The sequence below is a fragment of the Sphingomonas sp. genome (assembly GCF_050725575.1).
Lineage (GTDB): Bacteria > Pseudomonadota > Alphaproteobacteria > Sphingomonadales > Sphingomonadaceae > Sphingomonas.
Genome location: NZ_JBOHHW010000004.1, coordinates 71,696 through 94,285, shown reverse-complemented (window position 1 = coordinate 94,285; position 22,590 = coordinate 71,696). Strand labels below are relative to the sequence as shown.

Annotated in this window: 21 protein-coding genes and 1 pseudogene; 16 read left to right on the top strand and 6 right to left on the bottom strand. The window is 64.8% G+C overall.

Going from position 1 to position 22,590, the window contains the following annotated elements; translation table 11 throughout:
• Positions 1-162: 162 nt before the first annotated feature.
• From ACRECS_RS04290 to ACRECS_RS04225, 14 genes are all read left to right on the top strand, one after another.
• On the top strand, positions 163-1,362 hold the full coding sequence (locus ACRECS_RS04290) for a DUF932 domain-containing protein (RefSeq protein WP_431581721.1): 1,200 nt from the start codon (positions 163-165) through the stop codon (positions 1,360-1,362).
• 40 nt (positions 1,363-1,402) lie between these two features.
• A complete protein-coding gene (locus ACRECS_RS04285) occupies positions 1,403-1,807 on the top strand; it encodes a DUF2958 domain-containing protein (protein ID WP_431581720.1) in 405 nt (134 codons plus the stop codon).
• 125 nt (positions 1,808-1,932) lie between these two features.
• On the top strand, positions 1,933-4,059 hold the full coding sequence (locus ACRECS_RS04280; RefSeq protein ID WP_431581719.1) for a ParB/RepB/Spo0J family partition protein: 2,127 nt from the start codon (positions 1,933-1,935) through the stop codon (positions 4,057-4,059).
• A 60-nt stretch (positions 4,060-4,119) separates the two neighbouring features.
• Positions 4,120-5,163, top strand: a complete 1,044-nt coding sequence (locus ACRECS_RS04275; protein ID WP_431581718.1) for a DUF7146 domain-containing protein — start codon at positions 4,120-4,122, stop codon at positions 5,161-5,163.
• Positions 5,164-5,521: 358 nt separating this feature from the next.
• The gene (locus ACRECS_RS04270; RefSeq protein WP_431581717.1) at positions 5,522-6,448 is read left to right on the top strand and encodes a DUF2493 domain-containing protein; all 927 of its coding nucleotides are present in this window, start codon (positions 5,522-5,524) and stop codon (positions 6,446-6,448) included.
• Positions 6,449-7,103: 655 nt separating this feature from the next.
• Positions 7,104-7,268 carry a hypothetical protein gene (locus ACRECS_RS04265; RefSeq protein WP_431581716.1) on the top strand — a complete coding sequence of 55 codons (165 nt, stop codon included), beginning with the start codon at positions 7,104-7,106 and terminating at the stop codon, positions 7,266-7,268.
• 129 nt (positions 7,269-7,397) lie between these two features.
• Entirely contained in the window at positions 7,398-7,793 is a 396-nt protein-coding gene (locus ACRECS_RS04260) for a hypothetical protein (protein ID WP_431581715.1), read from the top strand.
• 684 nt (positions 7,794-8,477) lie between these two features.
• Positions 8,478-8,804 carry a DUF736 domain-containing protein gene (locus ACRECS_RS04255; protein WP_431581714.1) on the top strand — a complete coding sequence of 109 codons (327 nt, stop codon included), beginning with the start codon at positions 8,478-8,480 and terminating at the stop codon, positions 8,802-8,804.
• A 180-nt stretch (positions 8,805-8,984) separates the two neighbouring features.
• Positions 8,985-9,380, top strand: a complete 396-nt coding sequence (locus tag ACRECS_RS04250) for a transcriptional regulator domain-containing protein (RefSeq protein WP_431581713.1) — start codon at positions 8,985-8,987, stop codon at positions 9,378-9,380.
• A gap of 58 nt (positions 9,381-9,438) precedes the next feature.
• The gene (locus tag ACRECS_RS04245; protein WP_431581712.1) at positions 9,439-9,819 is read left to right on the top strand and encodes a DNA -binding domain-containing protein; all 381 of its coding nucleotides are present in this window, start codon (positions 9,439-9,441) and stop codon (positions 9,817-9,819) included.
• A gap of 142 nt (positions 9,820-9,961) precedes the next feature.
• Positions 9,962-10,225 carry a helix-turn-helix transcriptional regulator gene (locus ACRECS_RS04240; protein WP_431581711.1) on the top strand — a complete coding sequence of 88 codons (264 nt, stop codon included), beginning with the start codon at positions 9,962-9,964 and terminating at the stop codon, positions 10,223-10,225.
• The gene (locus tag ACRECS_RS04235) at positions 10,225-10,797 is read left to right on the top strand and encodes a S26 family signal peptidase (protein ID WP_431581710.1); all 573 of its coding nucleotides are present in this window, start codon (positions 10,225-10,227) and stop codon (positions 10,795-10,797) included. Before ACRECS_RS04240 ends, ACRECS_RS04235 begins: the two co-directional genes overlap by 1 nt.
• Positions 10,794-11,468, top strand: coding sequence for a transglycosylase SLT domain-containing protein (locus ACRECS_RS04230; protein ID WP_431581709.1), 675 nt, complete (start codon positions 10,794-10,796; stop codon positions 11,466-11,468). The genes ACRECS_RS04235 and ACRECS_RS04230 overlap by 4 nt, the downstream gene beginning before the upstream one ends.
• Positions 11,469-11,563: 95 nt before the next feature.
• Positions 11,564-11,728 carry a hypothetical protein gene (locus tag ACRECS_RS04225; protein WP_431581708.1) on the top strand — a complete coding sequence of 55 codons (165 nt, stop codon included), beginning with the start codon at positions 11,564-11,566 and terminating at the stop codon, positions 11,726-11,728.
• A gap of 78 nt (positions 11,729-11,806) precedes the next feature.
• On the opposite strand, the gene ACRECS_RS04220 is transcribed toward ACRECS_RS04225, so the two are convergent.
• Both ACRECS_RS04220 and traD read right to left on the bottom strand, forming a co-directional pair.
• Positions 11,807-12,091, bottom strand: a complete 285-nt coding sequence (locus ACRECS_RS04220; RefSeq protein WP_431581707.1) for a conjugal transfer protein TraD — start codon at positions 12,089-12,091, stop codon at positions 11,807-11,809.
• A gap of 37 nt (positions 12,092-12,128) precedes the next feature.
• Positions 12,129-12,434 (bottom strand): conjugal transfer protein TraD, encoded by a 306-nt coding sequence (traD, locus tag ACRECS_RS04215; RefSeq protein WP_431581706.1) that lies wholly within the window; start codon positions 12,432-12,434, stop codon positions 12,129-12,131.
• A 152-nt stretch (positions 12,435-12,586) separates the two neighbouring features.
• On the opposite strand from traD, the gene traA reads away from it, so the two are divergent.
• Together traA and ACRECS_RS04205 are read left to right on the top strand one after the other, a co-directional pair.
• Entirely contained in the window at positions 12,587-15,172 is a 2,586-nt protein-coding gene (traA, locus tag ACRECS_RS04210) for a Ti-type conjugative transfer relaxase TraA (protein ID WP_431581705.1), read from the top strand.
• Entirely contained in the window at positions 15,172-16,962 is a 1,791-nt protein-coding gene (locus tag ACRECS_RS04205) for a type IV secretion system DNA-binding domain-containing protein (protein WP_431581704.1), read from the top strand. The genes traA and ACRECS_RS04205 overlap by 1 nt, the downstream gene beginning before the upstream one ends.
• A 263-nt stretch (positions 16,963-17,225) precedes the next feature.
• On the opposite strand, the pseudogene ACRECS_RS04200 reads toward ACRECS_RS04205, so the two are convergent.
• The 4 genes and pseudogenes from ACRECS_RS04200 to ACRECS_RS04185 form a co-directional block, all read right to left on the bottom strand.
• Positions 17,226-18,323, bottom strand: a pseudogene (locus ACRECS_RS04200) (IS630 family transposase).
• 242 nt (positions 18,324-18,565) lie between these two features.
• Positions 18,566-19,453, bottom strand: coding sequence for a bifunctional methylenetetrahydrofolate dehydrogenase/methenyltetrahydrofolate cyclohydrolase FolD (gene folD / locus ACRECS_RS04195; protein WP_431581703.1), 888 nt, complete (start codon positions 19,451-19,453; stop codon positions 18,566-18,568).
• A gap of 61 nt (positions 19,454-19,514) precedes the next feature.
• A complete protein-coding gene (locus tag ACRECS_RS04190; protein ID WP_431581702.1) occupies positions 19,515-20,810 on the bottom strand; it encodes a spinster family MFS transporter in 1,296 nt (431 codons plus the stop codon).
• Positions 20,807-22,531 (bottom strand): DUF885 domain-containing protein, encoded by a 1,725-nt coding sequence (locus tag ACRECS_RS04185; protein ID WP_431581701.1) that lies wholly within the window; start codon positions 22,529-22,531, stop codon positions 20,807-20,809. The genes ACRECS_RS04190 and ACRECS_RS04185 overlap by 4 nt, the downstream gene beginning before the upstream one ends.
• Between the last annotated feature and the right edge of the window lie 59 nt (positions 22,532-22,590).

Genomic DNA, 22,590 nt, shown 5'->3' with positions numbered 1-22,590 from the left:
GCCGGCCGGCTTCACCAAGGGCGCCATTGTGTTTTCAGGGGTCTGCCGGCTCGTGCCAGATGGGCGCGCCGCCGACCGGCCCAGAGGGAGAGGGAGGCCGGAAGAACCGTGACGGGTTGAGGTTGAGAGAGAGGCTCTCGGCGCCCGTCGCGGAGATGATCCATGGCTACTCTTCTGTCCCAATCCCCCGCGCCGCGTCCGGCCTCCGCCGGCTACAAGGTCGATATCTCACGTGGCGAGCGCATCGGCCGCGTCTCGTCCGAATGGTTCTCGCGTCCCGACGACGAGCGCTTCCTCTCGCTGACCGAACTTCATGCCGCGGTGAAGGCCCGGTCCGAGCGCGCGACCACCCGCACCGTCGAAACCCGCGAGGTCCGGGTCGAGGCCAGCCGCGACAACGCCGAACGACTGGCGCTGATCGTGCCCGGCCGCGATCAGCCCGTCACGCCGACCCATTGGTCTTTCGGCCAGCTCGCCAGCTTGGTCGGTGCCCCGGCCGGCTATCTGCGCCAGCTCCCGGCACCACTAGCCGGAATCAACCTGCAGCATGGGTTGATCGAGCATCGCGCCGAACTGATGAAGACCCTCGAAACCGAGGATGGCCGGGTTGAACTGCGCGCCGTCACCGGCCCGGACTACGGCCGGATCTGGGATCACGAACTGGTCGCCGCAGTGATGAAGATCGCCGGCAACGGCACCGGCGACACGCGCTGGAAGGTGCCGGGCCTGCTCGACTGGTCGACCATGACCTATAATCCGCTGGTCGACATTACCAAGGATACCACGACGCTCTATGCGAGCGACCGCGACGTCTTCCTATTCCTCGTCGACGATCTCCACCCGATCGAGGCCGGGCGCTTGCCCAACGGCGATCCCGATCTCTTCTTTCGCGGCTTCTACTGCTGGAACAGCGAGGTCGGCTCGAAGACACTGGGCATGGCGTCTTTCTATCTCCGGGCGGTGTGTATGAACCGCAACATCTGGGGTGCCGAAGGCTTCGAGGAAATCAGCATCCGGCACAGCAAGTTCGCCGCCAATCGCTTCGCGCATGAGGCGGCGCCAGCGCTGGAGAATTTCGCATCATCGTCGCCGGCCCCATTCATGGCGGGAATCAAAGCGGCGCGTGAACGCATCGTCGCCCGCAAGGACGAGGATCGCGAGACCTTTCTTCGAAAGCGCGGTTTCTCGCGCGGCGAAACCGTGAAGATCATCGCGACGGTGTTGCAGGAAGAAGGCCACCCGCCCGCCTCGATCTTCGATTTCGTCCAGGGCATCACCGCGCTCGCGCGCGACAAGCCCCATCAGGACGCCCGCCTTGAGCTCGAAGGCAAGGCAGCCAAGCTTCTCACGGCTGCCGCCTGAGCGGCGCGGCTCCTCTCTTGATATCGAAAGGAGCGATCCGATGATCGTCCTCCCTCCCACCATTCGCCACGGGTTGCGGGCGAACGACATCAATCGACGGGCCGCTGTCCGGCTCGACAAACCGGAGCCTGATCCCGCCCCAGTGGTGAAGTTCTTCAACCCACTGGGGCCGCAAGTCTGGCTAGCTTCCGAGCTCGCTGCGGATGGTGACGTGCTTCATGGCCTCGCCGATTTGGGCTTTGGTTGTCCCGAGACCGGCCCCTGGAGCCTCCGCGAGCTCGCGGAAGTCCGGCTGCCGTTCGGGCTCCGGATCGAGATCGACATCGCCTTCGACACCGGCGTGCCGCTCTCTGTCTGGGCATCCTGCGCCAGGCGCTGTGGGTCGATCCCGGCGACCGAAATCCTGTTCGGCCGATCGGATCGACCGCGGTCAGGCCCGGGCTGATCCGATCTCATTGTCGATCACCGCTGGCGCGGCTCTCACCCTTTAGAGGGAGAGGGCTGCGCCGGCTCCATGACGGGTTGAGGGTCGAGAGAGAGTCTCCCGGCCGCCCGTCATGGAGAAGACCCATGACCAAGCATGTGAAGATCGTCCTCAGCGGTTCGCGGGACATCCCGTTCAATCAGCTGGTGCTGAGCCAGGCCAACGTCCGGCGGGTGAAGGCTGGCGTCTCGATCGACGCGCTCGCCGTCGACATCGCCCGCCGTGGCCTGTTGCAGAGCCTGACTGTCCGCGTCCAGCGCGATGTCGACGGCAACGACACCGGCCTATTCGAAGTGCCCGCCGGCGGCCGCCGCTTCCGCGCCTTGCAGCAGTTGGTGAAACGGCGCCGCATGGCCAAGACCGAGCCCGTGCCCTGCATCTTCCGCGAGGACGAGCAGATCTCGGCCGAGGAAGATTCGCTCGCCGAGAACGTGCACCGCGAGGCACTGCACCCGCTCGACCAGTTCCGGGCGATGCAGCAGCTGGTCACTCAGGGCACCGACGTCGAGACTGTTGCTGCCACCTTCATGACGACCCCCGCCGTCGTGAAGCAGCGGCTGCGCCTCGCCTCCGTCTCGCCCAAGCTGCACGAGGTCTATGTCGACGATGGCATGACGCTCGAACAGCTGATGGCCTTTTCGGTCTCCGAAGACCACGAGCGCCAGGAGCAGGTCTGGGATCTGCTCCAGTCCAGCTACAACAAGCAGCCCTACATGATTCGCGCCAAGCTCACCGAGGATTCGGTGCGCGCGACGGACAAGCGGGTGCGTTTCCTGGGACTCGATGCGTATGTCGCGGCCGGCGGCTATGTGCTGCGCGATCTGTTCGAGGACGACCAGGGCGGCTTCCTGCAGGACGTCGCCTTGCTCGACGCCCAAGTCGACGAGAAGCTCAAAGCCGAGGGCGCCCGGATCGGGGAAGAAGGCTGGAAGTGGATCGCGGTCGCGGTCGATTTCGCCTACGATTATGATGACGGCATGCGGGTCATCGACGGCGAACAGCCCGAGATGACCGACGAGGACGAGGCCAAGCTCGCGTCGCTTCGCCAGGAAGCCGAGGCACTCGAGGAAGAATGGTCGGGCGCGGGCGACGTCCCAGACGAGGTCGATGCCCGCGTCACGGCGATCGACGAGGAGATCAGTGCGATCGTCTCGCGGCCGCTGGTCTATCAGCCGACGGAGATGGCGCGTGCCGGCGTGTTCGTCAGCATTGACGTCGACGGCTCGCTCCACATCGAGCGCGGCTTCGTCCGGCCAGCGGATGAGCCCGCCGAAGAGCCAGTGATCGATGATGGCGAAGGCCGGTCCATCGACGATGGCGATGACGGTTCCGACCTCGGTGATGTTGGTGCGGGGCCGATCATCAGTGTCGGCGGCGTGCCGGGTACGGCAGCCGAGACCGAGGATGAGGACGAGCAGGACGACATGCTCCGCCCGCTTCCAGACCGCCTGGTGACCGAGCTCACCACCCACCGGACGCTCGCCTTGCGCGATGCCGTGGCGACGAGCCCGCAGATCGCATTTGCGGCGGTGCTCCATGCGCTCGTGCTCGACACCTTCTACACCTATGCCGCGGAGAACAGCTGCATGCAGGTGTCGGTCCGAGGTGCCGGACTTGGCGTTCACGCGCCGGGTCTCAACGACAGCAGTTCGGCGAAGGCGATTAACCAGCGACAAGAGAGCTGGTCGGAGCGTCTGCCCGATGCGCCCGCCGAACTGTGGGAGACGTTGATCGCCTTCGACGGTGATGAACAGGCGGCGCTGTTTGCGCACTGCGCGGCGTTCGGCATCAATGCGGTGTGGGAGCCGGCCAATCGCTACAACGAAAGCCGGGTGTCCGCGCGCGCGGTCGCGGGTCGGATCGCGCATTCGCATGTGTTGGCGCGGGCCGCGAGCCTCGACATGGTCGCGGCCGGATGGATTGCCACGATCGGCAATTATCTCGGTCGGGTGACCAAGCCCCGCATCCTGTCGGCGGTCGAGGAGGCTAAGGGAAACGAGGCAGCCGGGCGTCTTGCCGGTCTCAAGAAGCCGGAGATGGCGGAGGCAGCTGAAAGGCTGCTCGCCGGCAGCGGCTGGCTCGCCGAACCGCTGCGCACGCCGGCACTCGAACCGGCGGCGGCAAACGACGGCGAACAGGCCGTCGACATCGTCGCGCCGGATGAACAGCATGATCTGGAGGCCGAAGAGGCGTACGCGGTCGCTGCTGAATAGACGCCCTTCCTTCGGGGCCTGTCCGCAGCGGCAGGCCCCATTTTTCTTGCGGAGGATGTCATGGCTGGTCCCGCATCAGACCTGTCGCGTGCCCTGGCGCGCAATGCCGAGGCAGTCTGTCGCCATTATCTCGGCAATGGCCGGCGCGAAGGCCGATACTGGATTGTCGGTGACGCCTTGGGGTCAGCGGGACGCAGTCTCTATGTCCGGCTAAAAGGCGGCGAGCATGGCAAGGGCGCTGCCGGCAAATGGACCGACGCCGCGACCCATGAACATGGCGATCTGCTCGACCTGATTGGGCTCAACTGCGGGCACCGCTCGCTCGCCGAGACCATCGAGGAAGCACGCACCTTCCTGTCCTTGCCCCGTGCGCGGCCAGACTTCGATCCGGACGAACCTCGACCGCCGGCAGGATCGCGCAAGGCCGCCCGGCGCCTGTTCGCGGCATCGAAGCCGATCGCTGGCACTCTTGCCGAATTCTATATTCGCCATCGCATCATCACCGGCATCCCATCGGAACGCTGGCTGCGTTTCCATTCCCGTTGCTGGTATCGCCCGAATGAGGATGACGTACCGGACACGCCGCATGCCTTTCCGGCACTGATCGCAGCGGTGACCGACCTCGACGGCACTATCACTGGCGTTCATCGCACCTGGCTCGATGCCAAGGGCACCGACAAGGCGCCGGTCGCAACGCCGCGCAGGGCGATGGGCGACCTGCTCGGACACGGCGTCCGGTTGGGCACATCAGGACCGGTGATGGTTGCCGGCGAAGGCATCGAGACGATGCTGTCCCTGCGCATGGCGGTCCCTCCATTGGCGATGATCGCGGGTCTTTCTGCACCTCATCTCGCCGCGACTGCCTTCCCGCCGGAGTTGCGACGCCTCTATGTCGCCCGCGACGACGATCCCGCCGGCGCCCATGCCGTGGCGACGTTGACCGAGCGCACCCATGCGGCTGGCATCGCGATGATCGTGCTCGAACCCCAGCTCGACGACTTCAATGCCGACCTTCGGCTGTTGGGTCTCGACCGGCTTCGCGCGCACCTTGCGCGCCAGCTCCTCCCCGAGGATGCCACACGCTTGCTCCTGCCCACAGGTTAAGGCCGAGAAGAGCGAGGGGTAGCGGCGGCCTCTTCGCAACATGCGGGCTCAGTCCGATACTGCCACTCCGTCGACCAAGAGCCGCGCCTGTCGGCCTTCTTGAGAGGGCGACTGGAACGGCAGGCGGGCCTGCCGCGCAACGGCTGCGCCGCGGCTATTTTCCGCCGCGCACCATTCGGGTCCGCTTTGCATCGCGAAGCAAAATAGCCGCGCTTCGCCGTCCTCCGCTGTGCTCCGGCCCCCGTCGGGCGCTGTCGCGCCCGAGCGCTTCGCTCGAGGGTGCGCACCCGGTCCGCCCACCGTCCTGTCGTCGCCACGAAGGCCGCGAGAGGCGCGGTCAAACGACGAGGCGACCACCATGACAACCGACCCCGAACGCCACGACGAACCCGAGCATGAGGAATCCTCGCTCTCCCACCTCCTCCAGGAACTTGAACTATACGGGCGCAGACCCTTCGAGGACGAAGCAGACCCAAGACCATTGCCAGAGGGTCGCCTGGTCGAGGCCGCGGCCGCCGACACCTTCGACGCGATGGCCGCCTGCCTGGCAGATACGCGGCTCGAACCCGATCTCGAAGATTTGCTCTGGGGGTTCACTAATGTGTTCCACCGGGCAGGTGAGCGGATCGAACGCGAACTCGATCGCAACGAGCTGGCGCAGAAACGCCTCCAACGCGAGCAGGATGGCAGCGAGGTCGGATCGGTCGAACTCGAAACGGCGATCGCCGAAGGCCGCACGATGATCGAGCGCCGCGACGCGATGGAAGCCTTCCGCGAGGCGTTCGCCGACCAGTTCCGCACCCATCTTCGAAAAGCGTGGATGCCGCGATCGGGATCGATGGTGAACCGCAAGGCGCTGACCGCCAGCATCGTCGACAGCCGGGATTTCATCAATGCCCGCCGCTGGGCTGACAAGCAGGTGCTGATCCCATCGGGGGAACGGGTCTATCTCTCCGGAGGCGCCAGTTACAACGATCACCGCACCATCTGGTCGGTGCTCGACAGCGTGCTCGCCAAGCATCCGACGATGGTCCTGATGCACGGCGGATCGAAAAGCGGCGCCGAAAAGATCGCATCGCTCTGGGCCGATCAGCGCAATGTCCCGCAAATCCCGTTCGCGCCGGATTTCGTCAAGCACAGCAAAGCAGCGGCGCCCTTCAAACGCAACGACGCCGTGCTCGCGACCGTTCCCGTCGGGATCATCCTGTTCCCCGGCGGCGGCATCCAGGAGAATCTGTTCGACAAGGCCCGCAAGATGGGCATCCCGGTCTGGCGGTTCGAATGACCGCTGCTATGTGCCCATGGTTCCGCGCCGACCAAGCGTTTATCGCGGACATCTCCGGACTACGGATTTGGACTCGCCACAGGTGGCGCATTCGGCCGTTGTGCGCTCATAACCACGCTGGCCGGCAAGCTCACGCGTGCGCTGGCTAGCCTGATGGAGCGCCGCCAGATTGAGGCGTTCGACGATACATTCGTCGCAGATCGGTACGGGCGCGAGCCTGGTGATCAATGCTTCGACTCGGTCCATGTGCGGGCTCAACCTCCTGAGCCGGCCATAGAAGCAAATCGCAGTCGGACGGGAAAGATCGGAACAGACGACCGCTGCACAGGGCAAGTTCGCGCCGATCGAGACGGCAGACGTTTTTGCCGATGGAACCGTCTGGACGTTCCCGGTGCCCGATAAGCCAAGCCGATATTCCCACGGTATCAACCACCATCACCCTTCCGGTCATCCGCGGAACCTCTCCCCGCTCTTGGAGGCGCTAGTCCTTTCCGACCTACGGCCTTCCACGTTCAACCCGTAAAGGGTCCGCTATGCTTTGCATGCGGCCGCTACTCGGCTGCGCCTCCTGACGCGGTGATCGCGGCCGGACGCCGGATGCGTCGGCGCCTGTCGAGCGGGGAGAGGCCCCGCTCCGGATCGACAGGAACCGGACATGTCACTTGAAACAGCACAACGCTACGCCTGGAACCTGGCGTGCACCCTCAAGGTCATCATCATCCTAATCGAGACCGACGATGGGTACAACGCGATGCCGAGTGACGATTACGACGGCGACGCCGACCATGTCGTTCGCGAATATGACGTTTTTTCAACCTGATCGGTACGCGCGAGCGCCGAACCGAGTCCGGCGACGGTTTCGTCGTCGGGCATTTTCTGCTATATTCCTGACGCGCTGTGGTGGCTGGTGGAAGCGCGTCCAACCCTTTGACGAAAAGGACGTGACGTCATGCTTATCCTGTTTCCACTGACGTTGATCGGTGTCGGTTTTCTGATTTACGCGCTGTTCGCCAGTGCGACGCTGGCGCTGCCGATCGGCGCCGGCCTGGCGGCCGGCTTTGGCAGCGCCGCGCTCGGCATCGCTCCGCTGCCGTCGATTGTCATCGGCATTGCCGCCTTCATGGGCGTCATCGCGCTCGGTCGCTTCGCGGCTGTCTCGCTTTCCAGCCGCCCAGCACGCGGTATGCTGATCGCCGTTTTCGCGATCCCCGCTGCGATTGCCGGCTTCTCGGTCGCAAGCGCTTTCGCGTCGCTTGCAGGCTTTGCCAGCTTCGCCGTTGCGCTTGTCGCGGGTGGCTTGAGCGGCGCTGTCGCCGCGCACAGGCTCGCCGATCCGGTCGCCTGATCGCAGCAATATCGACGTCATTTCTCCTCACATCGCCCCGCCCGGTCATTCCGGGCGGGGCTTTTCTGTAGGTCCACGATGCCATTGCCCGGAAGGGGCGATAGGATCAGGCGTCTCGCCGCTCGCCGCAGAAAACGAGGGCTCGATGGTTGCGGCATGCAGATGGCGAGCCAGCGGTCCACTATGCTGCGGTCATCGTCGGACAAGGTTCCAGGAGCGCGACTCCGCACGGCCTGAAGCCTTCTAACAACGGGGCTTCTGTTGGTGGAGCGGGGATCGAGACCGAGCGGACCCCGCCTGTTTGCAGGTGGATCTATCCGGCAGCTCGCTCATGGTGTCGGGCTTCTGGACGGGCGGTGATGCTGGGGCCACGTCTCCTTCCGGCAGATCCGGACCCACGCCCAAACGGCCTCTCGAAATGGCTTGATGACCGAGACCGGCTTCGCCTCTGCCGCTCGGGGCCGCAACGGCTTTGGGTCACTTTTTTCCCCTGCCGGCTTTGCCGTCATTCCTCGCGGGGACAAAAAAGCGCCCCTCCGCCGTCCTCCAGCTTCGCTTGCGGGTCCCATCCCGGTGCGAGCACCGGGTCCCTTGAGGCCTGCAGCCGCGGCAGCCCCGGTCACCTTCAACGCCATCGAGGCCGTGATGGGCACGGGGCTCGTGGATCAAGACTGGAGACTTAACATGGCTACCATCGGCACCTTCAAGAAGACCGCCAACAACGAGTTCGTCGGCGACATCGTCACCCTCGGCGTCCAGGCCAAGGGCGTCCGCATCGTTCCCGACAGCAATCGCGCCAACGACAATGCGCCCTCGCACCGGGTCTTCGTCGGCCGGGCTGAAATCGGCGCCGCCTGGACCAAGGAGTCCAACGAAGGCCGCGCATATCTGGGCCTCAAGCTCGACGATCCGAGCTTCACCGCTCCGATCTACGCCAACCTGTTCGACGACGAGGACGGCGAGACCTACAACCTGATCTGGTCGCGCCCGACCCGCCGCAACGGCGACTGAGCCGACCGGATCAAGCCCCGCCCGGACCGACCGGGCGGGGCTTTCGTTTGATCCATTTTGGTTGTAATATTAACCACTTGGGATAAGTCATGCTTATTCGACGATAAGCGTAGCTGGCATTGTATCGCGAATCATTCGCAACATACTTCGACGTCGCAGGGGGCATCGAGGAGTATGGCGATGCCAGGTTATCAGAGAATGCGTTTGCCCGAGGCTTATCGGGTGCTGCTGACGTTGAATGCGCGCGGCTTTGCATGGGAATGGGTCCGCCGCAATCCCGACTTCCGCGCGATCTGGGCGGGGGCCGGTGCGGCCGCTCGCCGCAGTTCCGAGCTCGCCCAAACCGCCATCCGGCGTTCGGCGCGAACCATCATAGATCTCCCCGAGCACCCGCTGGCGCGGAGGTGGTCCCTTTGGGGCCTCACCTTTCGCGGTCGATACCGACACGCCGGCAACCGAGGCGCCGCCGATCACCTGGCTGCCATCGCTCGACACGACCGCTCTGACGGTGATGCGGCCGGTCCCTTGGGCACGCACGATAGGCGATTTGCTCTTCCGGCCATCGAACTGGGGTGACCGTGTCGTTCGCATTGCCGCGCCCGGTGGGGCGTCTCTTCTGATCCGAAGGCATGGGATGCCGGAATTGCCGCTTTGGATTTCCGCTGATCTCGAGCCGGTGCCCGGCAAGCCGTTCGGGCTCTATCTTCACCCTGACCGTTGCCACGGCGACCGTATCCGCGCTGCGGATTTGTTCCGACGCGCGATTGGGATTGGCGCACCGCTGCGCGCGCCGACGAACCCTTACGCGCACCGGCAGGCAGCGATGATCTGCATCCACGATCTGCAACGCGACGGCGCGTCGCTCCGCGACATTGCCGGGCAATTGCTCGACCCGGTTCCCGACGACTGGCGCCTGAGTTCCGAGCGTTCGGATCTGCGCCGTCTCGCCGAGGCGGCGACCGAGATGGTGGCCGGAGGGTATAGGGGGCTGCTTGGAGCACGCCCCAAAGCATAGACGCTATCGTCAATCGCATGTGGTCGGATCGCGCGCCCCCGCTTTCCGGCCACCCGTGGACGCCGTTCGACGCCGATGATCGCCGGGCTCGCGAGGCGCTGCCCGCATCGCCTCGCGGGCTTCGAAATCCACGGAGTCCAACATGCCCGACATCATCAAGGATACGCGCTATCTGCGCACGAAGGAGGCCGCTCATTATGTCGGTCTTTCGGCGCGAACGCTCGAGAAGCATCGCACCTACGGCACCGGTCCCGCTTACCGGAAAATTGGCGGCCGCGTCGTCTATACGATCGAAGACCTGCGCGCCTGGTGCGATCGCGGCGCATGCGCGTCCACCTCCGATCCCAATAACGGAACCGTGCTGCCAGCCATGCGCCGTCCCAGCGACACGGCGGAGCGCCAGTGATGGCCGGCGCGCTCGACCGGAACGCCACCGGCGCCGCTGCGGCGACCGCTGGCTTGCGCGGCCATCCGCTCCGCGTCGGCGTGCTCGCCGGGGCGGGTGCCGCGCTCGCGGCGCTTCTCCTCCCGGCCCTGCATCGCCCGCAACTGCGCCTCGTCTGGAACGCTTCGGCGAGCGTGCCGCTCGGTCTATATCGGATCGAGCCCCACGCGGTCCCGCGCGTGGGTGATCTGGTCGCGGTGCGACCGTCGCCCGCACTGACCCGCTTCATGGCGGGGCGCCGCTATGTCGAGGCAGGCGCGCTGCTGGTGAAGCCGGTCGCGGCGCTCGCCGGCGCGACCTTCTGCCGCACCAATATGCGTGTCACGATCGACGGGCGCGCCGTTGCGACCGCGCTGCCGCGCGACCGCTTCGGCCGTCCGCTGCCGCGCTGGTCAAGGTGCCGGCGTCTGGCCCGCAACGAACTCGTGCTGATCGCGCCTGCGCTCCGCGCGTCGTTCGACAGCCGCTATTTCGGTCCGGTCGATCGCGCGCAAGTGATCGGTCGTGCGATTCCGCTGCGGACATGGTCATGACGATGCGGTGGATCAACACGCTCGCCGTCGTCGCCATCGCCGGCTCGGCTTCGCCTTCGCTTCGCGCTGCGCCAGAGTCGGCGATGTCCAACCGATGCGCCGTATATGTGCCGGAAGCGGCGCGGCGCTCGGGTCTTTCCGAGGACGTGGTGACGCGCGTCATGCTTGCGGAGTCCGGCGGCAATGCGCGGATCGTCTCGGTCAAGGGAGCGATCGGCTGCATGCAGATCATGCCGGCGACATGGGCCTATCTGACCGCGCGCTACAATCTCGGTGCCGATCCGTTCGATGCGCGGAAGAACATGATCGGTGGCGCGATATACCTCGCCGAGCTCGCCGCGCGCTACGGGTGGCCGGGTGCCCTGGCCGCCTACAATGCAGGTCCGGGTCGCTATCAGCGCTATGTGCAAGGCGGCGTGCCCCTGCCAGCGGAAACTATCGCCTACACCGCGCGCATCGGTCGAAATGCCGAGCGTCCACCAGCGGCTGCGTCGGCGCCGCGCTGGCAGGAGGCGCGCCTGTTCATGGCCCGTCCGACGTTCGAGGGCGCGGCAGCGCTACCAGCAACGCCAATTACGACCGCCGGGAATGTTGAGGTGCAGCCCCGCAACTCGCTCTTCCCCTTTCCCCGTGCTCCTGACGGCGACAACGCCACCGGCGTTCGTCCATGACGTGGCGCATATGACCGGGAATGGGTGTCCTCGCGCCGACTTTGAACTATGCTCTCCCGCGTCTCAGCGCCGGCCGATTGGATGGAGACCCGATCATGTTGAACATCGAGAAAGCCGTTGAAGCGGCCGCCCGTGCGCTTTGTCGCTCAGACGGCAATCCGGAGAACACGAAGTTCGAAGGCAAGCCGATGTGGCAGAGCTATTTGCCTGCGGCGAAAGCGGCGGTCGAAGCTGCGTTGCCGCATCTGCGCGACGAATGATTTGCACAGGCACGGTCGTTTCGCGGTCGGCCATGATTCAATCCGAATAGCCGCTATTCGGGAGGTTTGAGACAGACATTATGCTTCGTCCTTTGGCCTGGCATCCATGTTCGGAGTTCTCGGACTTTTGCCTTGCGCGGGGGTGGCGGCGGCTTCTTCCGCTTCGGTCGCAAAGGCGCGCGCGCCCCGGCGCCGGAAGAGCAGCTTGACCTCGGCCGCATCCTCGCCCTGCATCTGCAGCGCCAGCGCGAGAAATGCCCCGTACAGCAAAGCACGGTCGTCGTCGGCGATGCCGACCAGCTCGGCTTTCTGCACGAGACCACCCAGCTCAATCAGATGCCGCGTGCGTTCGCGGCGTGCCACTACCCAAGCCCTCGTGTCCGACCGGGATCGTGCCGCATCAAGCCGATTGCGAGCCTGCGTCTGTCGCCTTGCCGCTTTCACCACCGCCAGCAGCCCGCCGCGAGGATCGCCGGCTTGTGTCGCGAAAGAATTGGGCACCCTGACGACCCCATGCCGACGTGGTTGCCTTGTCCTTTTCCGCAACCGCCGCAAGGAGAGCGCCGGCAAGCAGATCAGGCTCGAGCGCATCGGCACCCGTCGCCTCGATCAGCTCTCCGAATTGCTGGACCTTGCGCTGCTTGAGCAATTTGGCACGGTCGTTCAGCGCCTTCAGTTCGGCATCAAAGTCCCTGACCTTACGCATCGTGCATCTCCATTTGGCGTGTCGATGCAGCCGAATTGGGCCGTCTGATCCCCGGTTCAACGGCTGAAATCTCTCAGGAGCGCTCTAGCGTATGAGCGCGCGCTTATACGTCGTACCGACGTCGCGGTCTGTGGCGTAATTGGGTTGCCATCATGGCGATCTACCATTTCTCGGCAAAAGTGATCGGACGCGGCGCGGGCCGCAGCGCCGTCGCGGCGGCGGCCTATCGCTCGGCGGCCCGCCTCCATGACGAGCGGCTTGGCCGACATCATGATTTCACCAACAAGGCCGGCGTTGTCCATTCCGAGGTGATGCTGCCCGAGGGCGCGCCCGAGCACCTGCGCAATCGCGAAGCGCTGTGGAACGAGGTCGAGGTGACCGAAAAGCGCAAGGACGCGCAGCTCGCGCGCGAGGTCGAATTTGCCATTCCTCGCGAGATATCGCGGGAACAGGGGATCGCGCTTGCCCGCGATTTTGTGAAGACCGAGTTCGTCGATCGCGGCATGGTCGCCGATCTCAATGTGCATTGGGACGTCGGCGCCGACGGTGAGGCCAAGCCGCACGCGCATGTCATGCTCGCGATGCGCGCGGTCGGACCGGACGGGTTCGCTGCCAAAGTTCGCGAGTGGAACGGGACAGCGCTACTGCAAAGCTGGCGCGAGAATTGGGCGTCCCACGTAAACGACCGGTGCGCGGCGCTCGGTATCGAAGCGCGCATCGATCATCGCAGCTATGAAGAGCAGGGCGTCGAGCTCGAACCGCAGCACAAGATCGGTGCCGCCGCCGCGCGGCGCGAGGAGAAGGGCGAGGAGGCAGAACGAGTTGGCGATCATCGCGAGATCGCCAGCAGAAATGGCGTCGCGATCATCACGAACCCCAGCGTGGGGCTCGAGACGCTGACGCGGCAACAGGCGACCTTCACGCATCGTGACCTGGCGATGTTCGCGCATCGTCATTCGGATGGGCACGAACAGTTCAACCAAGTGCTTGCCGCAATGCGCGGCCATGACTCGGTGCTCGCATTGGGCCGCGACGGCCGCGGTGCTGAGCGCTTCACGACGGCTTCGATGCTGAGCACCGAAGAAGCGTTGATTCGAGGCGCGGACGAGCTCGCCACCGAGCGGCATGCGCTCGGTACGCACGATGTCGCGCATGCGGTCGCCGCCGCGGAAAAGCAGGGCATGATGCTGGGTGCCGATCAGCGCAACGCGCTCGACCATGTCACCCGGCCCACCGGTCTTAGCCTTGTCGTCGGCTATGCCGGCAGCGGCAAATCGGCGATGCTCGGCGTCGCCCGTGAGGCGTGGGAGTCGGCCAGCTATACGGTGCGCGGCACAGCGCTCTCGGGCATCGCCGCCGAGAATCTAGAAGGCGGTTCTGGCATAGCGTCGCGCACGGTCGCCAGCCTCGAACATGCCTGGGCGCGCGACCGCGATCGGCTGACATCGCGCGATGTGCTGGTGGTCGACGAGGCCGGCATGATCGGCACGCGGCAATTGCAGCGCGTGCTCGCCGAAGCCGCCGGTGCCGGCGCCAAGGTGGTGATGGTCGGCGACGCGCAGCAACTCCAGGCGATCGAGGCTGGGGCTGCGTTCCGATTGCTCGCCGAGCGCCACGGCGCTGCCGAGATCGGCGAGGTGCGACGCCAGACTGCCGAATGGATGCGCGAGGCGACGACAGCGTTCGCCACCGGGCGTACCGGCGAGGCGATCGCCGCGTATTCGGACGCCGGCATGGTCCATGCCGCCGATACACGCGACGCCGCCCGCGCCACGCTGATCGATCGCTGGGACGCCGAACGCCGGGCCGACCCCGCTGCATCGCGCATCATCCTCACCCATTTGAACAAGGAGGTCGCCATGTTGAACCAGGCCGCACGCGAGCGCCTCGCGCGTGCGGGAGACGTTGGCCGCGATGTCACGGTGCAAACCGAGGGGGGCTTACGCCAGTTCGCCGAACAGGATCGCATCCTGTTCCTCAGGAACGAGCGCGATCTCGGCGTCAAGAATGGCACGCGCGGCACCGTCGAAAAGGCGGCGAGCGATTTCTTGGCAGTGAGACTCGACGACGGGCGGCGGATCCATGTCGATCTCAAATCCTACGCGCATGTCGATCATGGCTACGCGGCGACCGTCCATAAGGCTCAGGGGATGACCGTCGACCGCACCCATGTGCTGGCAACACCGGGCTTGGACGCGCACGCTACCTATGTCGCGCTGTCGCGTCACCGCGCGGGCGCCGCGCTCCATTATGGCCGCGACGATTTCGCGGACGAAGCGCAGTTGCGTCACGCGCTCGCGCGCGAGCGGCCAAAGGACATGGCGCTCGATTATGAGCCGGGAAGCGCATCGTCATCGCGTCCGGGCAGCGACACGCTTCCTTACACCGGCGTTCCGTCAAGCCGGGAGAAGGAACGCGGTGTAACCGCGCTCCTGCGCCAGGTGCTTGGGCGCCCCGCGCCCGAGCAGACCGGCGCGTCGTCCGCGGGGGAGGAACGCAAGCGAGCGCCCACCACGCCGGTTTCAGGCAGCCCGTCGCACGAGCGGTTCGGCGCGGTTGGCAGAAGCGCGGGATCGGCCGCTGCACCGACGAGCAAGCGCGCCGAGGAATTGCGCGCGATGGTTGCGGCGCGGGTCAACGCGCCCAAACCCACGCCTGAGAATATGCGCGACGCGCTCGCCGCGGCGAAGGCCTCGCCAACCCAGGGCCGCGACTATGATTATGGAGCCGAACGCTGATGGCGAACCTGAGTACAGGCGCTTCAACGGCAAGCGGTGGCGGCATCGATGCTGGTGTCCAGCAGATCGCGTTCCTGTCGGCAGCGATCACTATTGGCTTGTGCTGGCCTCTGATCCGTCTTGTCATCCCGCTGGGCGATCGGTTTGCGATGCCTGACCTGATGCGCGAGCACTGGAACCATCGCCATCACCTCGAGCCTTGGCTCGATCAGCGCTGGGCTTGGCTTGCGCTTCACCACTACCATCTCTGGTTCGCGCTCGCGGTACTGCCCGGCGTTGTCGCGGTCGGCGTCGTACAGGGAGTTGACCGGCGCACCGCGCGGCCGATCGTGTTTGCCGTGCTCGGTTGGCTCGGCGGCGGCGCGCTGGGAGTGTGGCTTTACCAGGCCTTCCGCGCGGAGAGTTGGCCGATGGCGGTGATGATGCCTGCGACGTTCGCATTTCTGATCGGTGTGATCGCCGCGCGGCTCGCCGCCTCGCCTCGCAACACCAAGCATCTTCGCGGCACACGGCTGCGCGTGTCCGCCGGCGGCTGGAAAAGGCTACTTCGCGCGCGCCTCACCAGCGGTGTGGCGCTCGCCGGCGTCCCGCTTTCCGCCGAGGACGAGACCATGCACGTCGCCGCGATCGGCGCGACCGGCTCCGGCAAGTCGACGGCGCTGCGCGGGTTGATGGCGGATGCGATCGCGCGCGGTGATCGACAGGTGGTCGCCGATCCGGAAGGCGCGGCGATGAGCGCATTCTTCCAAGATGGCGACGTCATCCTCAATCCGTTCGATCGTCGCTGCGCCCGCTGGGATCTCTTAAGTGAGATCGAGCGGCCGAGCGACTATGCGTTCCTCGCCCAATCCTTGCTTCCGCACCTCGGCCAAGGCGATCACGACCAGTGGATCACCTATGCCCAGCAGTTGCTCGCCGCCGCGATCGAGAATTTCGTCACGCTCCGCCTCGGCAACTCGAGCGAGCTGATCACGATGCTGGGCGAGGGAACCGTCGAGGAACTCAAGAGCCTTTGCGCAGGCACCTCAGCCGCAAGGTATTTCGAAAAAGGCGGCGAGCGAATGCTGGCCAGCATTCTGGGGACGCTGGCGCCCGTGATCGGTCATCTCCGTTTCATTGCCCAATTGCAGGGAGAGCCTTTCTCCATCCGGCGATGGGTCCGCGAAGCGCCCGGCTCGCTCTGGATGCCCTATGCTGCCAATCAGATCGCAGCGCTGAGGGGCCTCCTCTCCTGCTGGATGAACATTGCCATTCTCGAGACGCTGTCGCTATCACCCTCGCGCGATAGGCGCATCTGGTTCCATGTCGATGAACTCGACGCGCTTGGCCGAATCGAAGGGCTCAGGGACGCACAGGCGCGACTTCGGAAGTTCGGCGGTTGCGTTACGATCGGGTTTCAGTCGTTCGCCCAGGTCAAGGCGGTCTACGGCGAGGGTGCCCACACGATCATCGAGAACTGCGGAAATTTACTATTGCTCAGAGCTGGTGCCAGCGATGGCGGCGGCACGGCCAAGCTGGCGTCCCAGCTGATCGGCGGGCGCGAAGTCGAGCGCGATGATATTAGCCGCTCTAGAACCCGCGGGCGATTCACGTCGCGATCGATGTCGATGCAGACCAAGCGGTCGGTCGAAGACGTGGCGCTCGCCAGCGAGATTATGCAATTGGGCAATCGGGAGGGTTACCTTAAGCGCGCGACCCACCCTGACTGGTTGAAGGTGCGCTTTCCCTACCTGCCCTATCCGGCGCGGGTCGCGGAATTTGAGCCGGTGCAGGGCCGAGGGCTTCCCTGATGAGTGTTCGTTGGGAAGCAACGGCGATTTCGGTCGAGGTGCGGCCACCCAATTCCAAGCCGGGTCGTACTGTTATTCACCCGCTCGTCTCCCGCAGCGCAACAGCCTCGTGCTTGAACTCGCTCCGTACGGTGCGACGGTGAACTGAGCCCGCCGAAGGCACCGACAGCGATGCGCACCTTCGCACAATCCATAGCACCGCTTGCTTCAAAAGCTTGAATCACGTTCTCGCCCCCTGTGGAAATCCTAAATCCCCACAGCCCCTAGTGTCCTGAACCGGAAGTTCGTTGGGGCATATTTCTGCTACAGAATCGCTCGATGGATGCGAGGATGTGATCGGCGGATTTGGTCCATCGGAAGGGTTTGGGATCGGCATTGTGCTGTTCGATGAAGCTGGTGATGGCCTGGCTGAGGGCGTCGAGGCTGCGATGGACCGCGCCCGATCTGCCGCTCGGTGAGTAACGCGAAGAAGCGTTCGACCTGATTGACCTATGAGGCGCTGGTTGGCGTGTAGTGGACGTGCCAGCGCGGGCGCTTGACCAGCCAGTCGCGGATGATCTGGGTCTTGTGGGTGGCATAATTGTCCATGACCAGGTGGACGTCGAGATCGGCCGGGACATTGGCCTCGATCTCGTCGAGGAACTTGCGGAACTCGCTCGCCCGGTGCCGGGGATAGCATTTGCCGATCACATGGCCGGTCGCGATATCGAGCGCGGCGAACAGCGATGTGGTGCCGTGGCGGGTATAGTCATGGGTGCGTTTGGCGATCTGGCCGGGGCGCATCGGCAGCAGCGGCTGGCTGCGATCAAGCGCCTCTATCTGGGACTTTTCGTCCGCGCACAGCACGATGGCGTGCGCGGGCGGGCTCACATAGAGGCCGACAATATCCCTTACCTTGTCGACAAAATCGGGGTCGGTCGACAGCTTGAAAGTGCCTTCGCGGTGGGGCTGAAGCCCGAAGGCCCACCAGATCCGCTGCACCGTCGAGACCGACAGGCCGCTGGCCCGCGGCATCCCCCGCGAACTCCAGCGCGTCGCATCTTCAGGCAGGCTCTCGAGCGTCAGGGTGATCGCCGCCGCGATCCGGACATCGTCAACCGTGCGCGGAGCGCCAGAACGCGGCTCGTCGCGCAGACCATCAAGGCCGTGGCTCAGGAAACGGCGCCGCCACTTGCTCACCGCAACCGGGTCAACGCCAAGCGCTGACGCCTCATCCTTGTTGTGCATCCCCGACGCGCAGCCAAGCACGATCCGTGCTCGCAGAGCCAGCGCCTGCGCCGTCTTCCGCCGGCTCGCAAACCCCCCAGTTCGGCCCGATCCGACGCCGTCAACTCCACTATCGCCAGGCGCAACTTCCTCATCGACCTCCCCTTCGCAGGAAACCGGCCTCGCGCACAATTGAGTCTAAACAATAGCGAACTTCAGATTCGGGACACTTGAGTCTGATGAGATTACGCTGACGAATCCCCGGGCTTGATGAGGTAGTTCTGGCATTCTCGGCGGATGGTTACGCTGTCGGCGCGCTCGCGCCAGGAGACATCCTGTTTACGTGATCAGTGCCTCAAATCGGCGAAAGTGAGTTTGCTGACATAGCGCCCCCTTTTTAGAGAGACGATGGTCGCCATAGTCCGACCGCAGCCGCCGTCATGCGCTCGGCGGACCGGATGGTGTTGTCGAGTAGCATGGTCACAGTCATCGGGCCGACGCCACCTGGGACCGGCGTGATCGCGGAAGCCTTTTTCGCGACGCCTTCAAAATCGACATCGCCGACAATACGCCCGTCGGGCAGGCGATTGATACCGACATCGATGACCACCGCGCCGGTCTTGACCATTTGCGGCAGGATGAGGTTCGGCACCCCGGCTGCGACGACCAGAATGTCCGCCAGGATAGTGAATTGCGCGAGATCGCGCGTCTTGGCGTGGCAGATCGCAACGGTCGCATTACGCGCCATCAGCATCAGCGCCATCGGCTTGCCGACGATGTTCGAAGCGCCGACGACGACGACATTCTGCCCCTCAATTGGGATCGCCTCGCTTTCTAACAATTTGACGACCCCATAGGGCGTGCATGGCGAAAAGACCGTTCCGCCCGTAACGAGTCCACCGACGTTATAGAGATGAAAGCCATCGACATCCTTATCGACGGCAATCGTCGCCAAGACTTCGCGCATATCAATATGTGGTGGGAGCGGCAGCTGCACGAGCACGCCATGGATGCGATCGTCGTTGTTCAATTCGACGATCCGCCCAAGAAGTTCGGCGTGGGTAATCGTGGTCGGCAGGCAGAACGTGAATGACCGGATGCCGACCGCGTCGCACGCCCGGACCTTGTTGCTCACATAAACCGCAGACGCCGGGTCGTCACCGACCAAAAGCACCGCCAGTCCGGGGGTGACACCGGCTTGCTCGTGCAGCGACCGGATTCGCGTGGGATATTCGGCGCGCAGTTGCGCGGCGCAGGCGCGACCATCGATAATTCGTGCGGTCATGACTTCAGCGACGTGCCGAATAGCCGACGCCCAATCATATCCGACATATTTGCGGTCCTCATCACGCCTCGCGATCGGCTTCCAGCGTCCGCCCACCCAGCCACAGCGCGATGCCGGCCGGTATCAGCAGCGCCAGCGCCGCCATCAGCGCATATCGCAGCCCAACAGGGCCGAACTGCGCCGTGAACAGATCGCTCAATGCGCCCGTGATCAGCGGCCCGAAGCCGAGCCCGAGCAGGTTGGCAAAGAAGAACGCTATCGCCACCGCCATCGCACGCCGCGCCGAGCCGCAGACCAGATGGAGCGCCGAGAACATCGCGGGTGCCGCCGCGCTCAGGCCTACGCCGGCGATAAACACCATTGCCAGAAAGACACCGAAAGTATTCGTCAACAACCCCAGTTCATAAAGGGGACAGCTGGCGATGAGGATCAGTCCCGGCACCTGCGCCAGTTGGCGTGGATTGCGCTTGGCGAGCCGATCGATGACAAAACCACCGCCAAGCGTTCCCACCAACGCGCCCAGCGCTGAAACCGCGCCATAAGCGGCGCCGATCTCGGTCAGCTCCAGTCGCAGAACGCGGCCCATATAGGCCGGAAGCCATGTGATCGCGCCATAGGCGACCAGGAAATACAGGGCCATTGAGACGTTGATGAACACGTAGCTCGGCTTGTCTGCAAGCGCACGAAGTGTCTGGCGGAATGTCTCGTGTTGCGCTTGTGCGGTCGCCGACGAGCGTCCGGCGCGCGGCTCATGAAGCCCGAGCCAGGCCAGCGCCGCGAGCAGCAAACCGGGCAAGCCCAGTGCGATGAACGCCATACGCCACCCATAGGTTGCTGCGAGCTGTGTCCCCGCCATGAACGCGATCAGATAGCCCACCGTTGCCGAGGCCATGAAAATGCCGAGCGCGCGCGTGCGCTGTTCGGGAGGAAAATAATCAGCAATCAGCGATTGTGCCGGCGGAATCGCTCCTGCTTCGCCGACGCCCACGCCGGTACGCGCTAGCGCTAGCATCGTGAAGTTCCGGGCGAACCCGCAGGCGACCGACATCATGCTCCAGATTGCCAGCGACAGCGTGATGACTATCCGCCGGTTGCCGCGATCCGACAATCGCGCGACGGGAATGCCGAGTACGGCATAGCAGGCCGCGAACGCGAAGCCGCTGAGCAGCCCCATCATCGTGTCGGAGGCCTGAAACTCGGCCTTGATCGGTTCGATCAGCACCGACATCACTTGACGATCGACATAGTTGGATAGCGAGACGAGGAACAGGATCGCCAGCAATCCCCAGCGCCGGGCGGGGCTATAACGGTGCCACACCGCCGCGCCGGCGGGTTGCACGGTGGCCGTGCCGCTCACGTCGCCGCGAGTTCGTTCGTCGCGGTCGCGACATTGGCCGCGACCATCGGCAGCGGCAACGCTCCCGGCTTCAGTACCGCGTCATGGAAGTCACGGATGTCAAAGCGATCGTCGAGCGCGCTTCGCATCGCCTCGCGCAGATCGACCAGGAAATGCTCGCCGAGCTTGTAGGCAAGCGACTGCGCCGGAATGTCGCAGGAATAGCGGACGCTTTCGGAAGCGATCTCGGTTTCGGGCATGAACGCGTTCGCCCGCATATAGTCGCGTGCCTGTTCGAGGCTCCAGCCGAGCGCGTTCATACCGGTATCGACGACCAGTCGGCAGGTCAGGAATGCGTCCATGACGAGCCGTCCGAACCGCTCTTCGGGTGCCGCATACATGCCCATCTCGCCCGCCAGCTTACCGGCATATTCAGCCCAGCCCTCGTTGAACGCATTGAAGAATGCATTCTTGCGCAGCGGATGGAGCATGTCGTTCTCGCGCTGCGAGGCGAAGTGGAAATGATGGCCCGGGACCAGCTCGTGGAAATTCAGGGCGGCGACGTTGTGCATTGCGTTGCGCGCCAGGTTTTCGGCGTTGAAAAGGTAGCGCCCGATCGGCCGGTCGGCAGTGGGCGGCTCATAATAACCAAACGTCATCGACGCGCTGAGCTCAGCGGGCAGCGCCGCGACGTCGTGTCGCGCGCGCGGCTTGAAGTTGAACTGCGTGTCGATGTGCGGCGCGATCCGGTCGATATAGCGGCGGAACACCGCTTCGACTCCGTCGACATCCACCGCGCGCCACGCCGGATCGGCATCGATCGCTGCGGCATAGGCTTCGGGTGTGCCATCGAGCCCGGCCTGTTCGCTCAGCCGCCCCATCTCGGCGCGGATCGCAGCGATGCGCCGGATGCCCTCCGCATGAATCTCGGCGGAGGTCAGCGCGAGCGTCGTGTGCTGCTCGATCAGTGCGGAATAAACCTCCGCGCCGCCGGGATATTGCGCGATACCCACCCCCTCCGGCGCGGCGGCGCGATAGGCAGGATCGGCCAGAAACGCCGCCAGGTTCGCAAAGGCGGTGACGACACGGTCGGAGATGCGTTGGTCGATCCGCCTGCGCCCCTCCTCCGTTCCGACCGCGCCCAGCCGGTCGGGTGAAGGCGCGAGCGCTGCCGGCGCGGACGCGGAGAGCCGCGCGACGAGCTCGATCGACTGATCGAGCTGCACGACGGGCATGCGGATGCCGCGCGCCGCCTGTCCCTCGGTCCGCTCACGAATCTGGTCGATGAGCCGCGCGTAATCCTCGACAAGGGCCAGGTAGCGATCGAGATCGCCGACCCGAGCAAAGGGGTGCGCCGCGAGGATCGCGTGGATGGAATTGAGCAGGAATCCAGCACAATAGGCGGTCGGCGCGAACATTGCGAAGAAACCGACGCCGAGCGGGTCGAACACCAGCCAGTACCATTCACCCTCGCGCGCGAGCCGCGTCGCAACAACCCGAGCGACCGCCAGCGTCGTCGCGATCTCGCCGGGAAGCAGTGTTGCGTCGATCGCATCGATGTCGTTCAGGATCCCGCGCGCGCGGGCGCCGCGAGCCATCGCCGCCTCTTCTCCGATATCGGGCAGGTCGGTGATGGGCTCGCCAAGATCGCGGCGCAGGAACAGGCCGTGCCGGACTTCCCGCCACACCTGTTCGATCTGGACGATCGCCTTCATCATCATCGCTTCGTCGTGGCGTGTCACGGCGCTGCTCCCTGTTAACAATAGAGATACACTAGTGCATCGAATTGAAGTGTAAATAC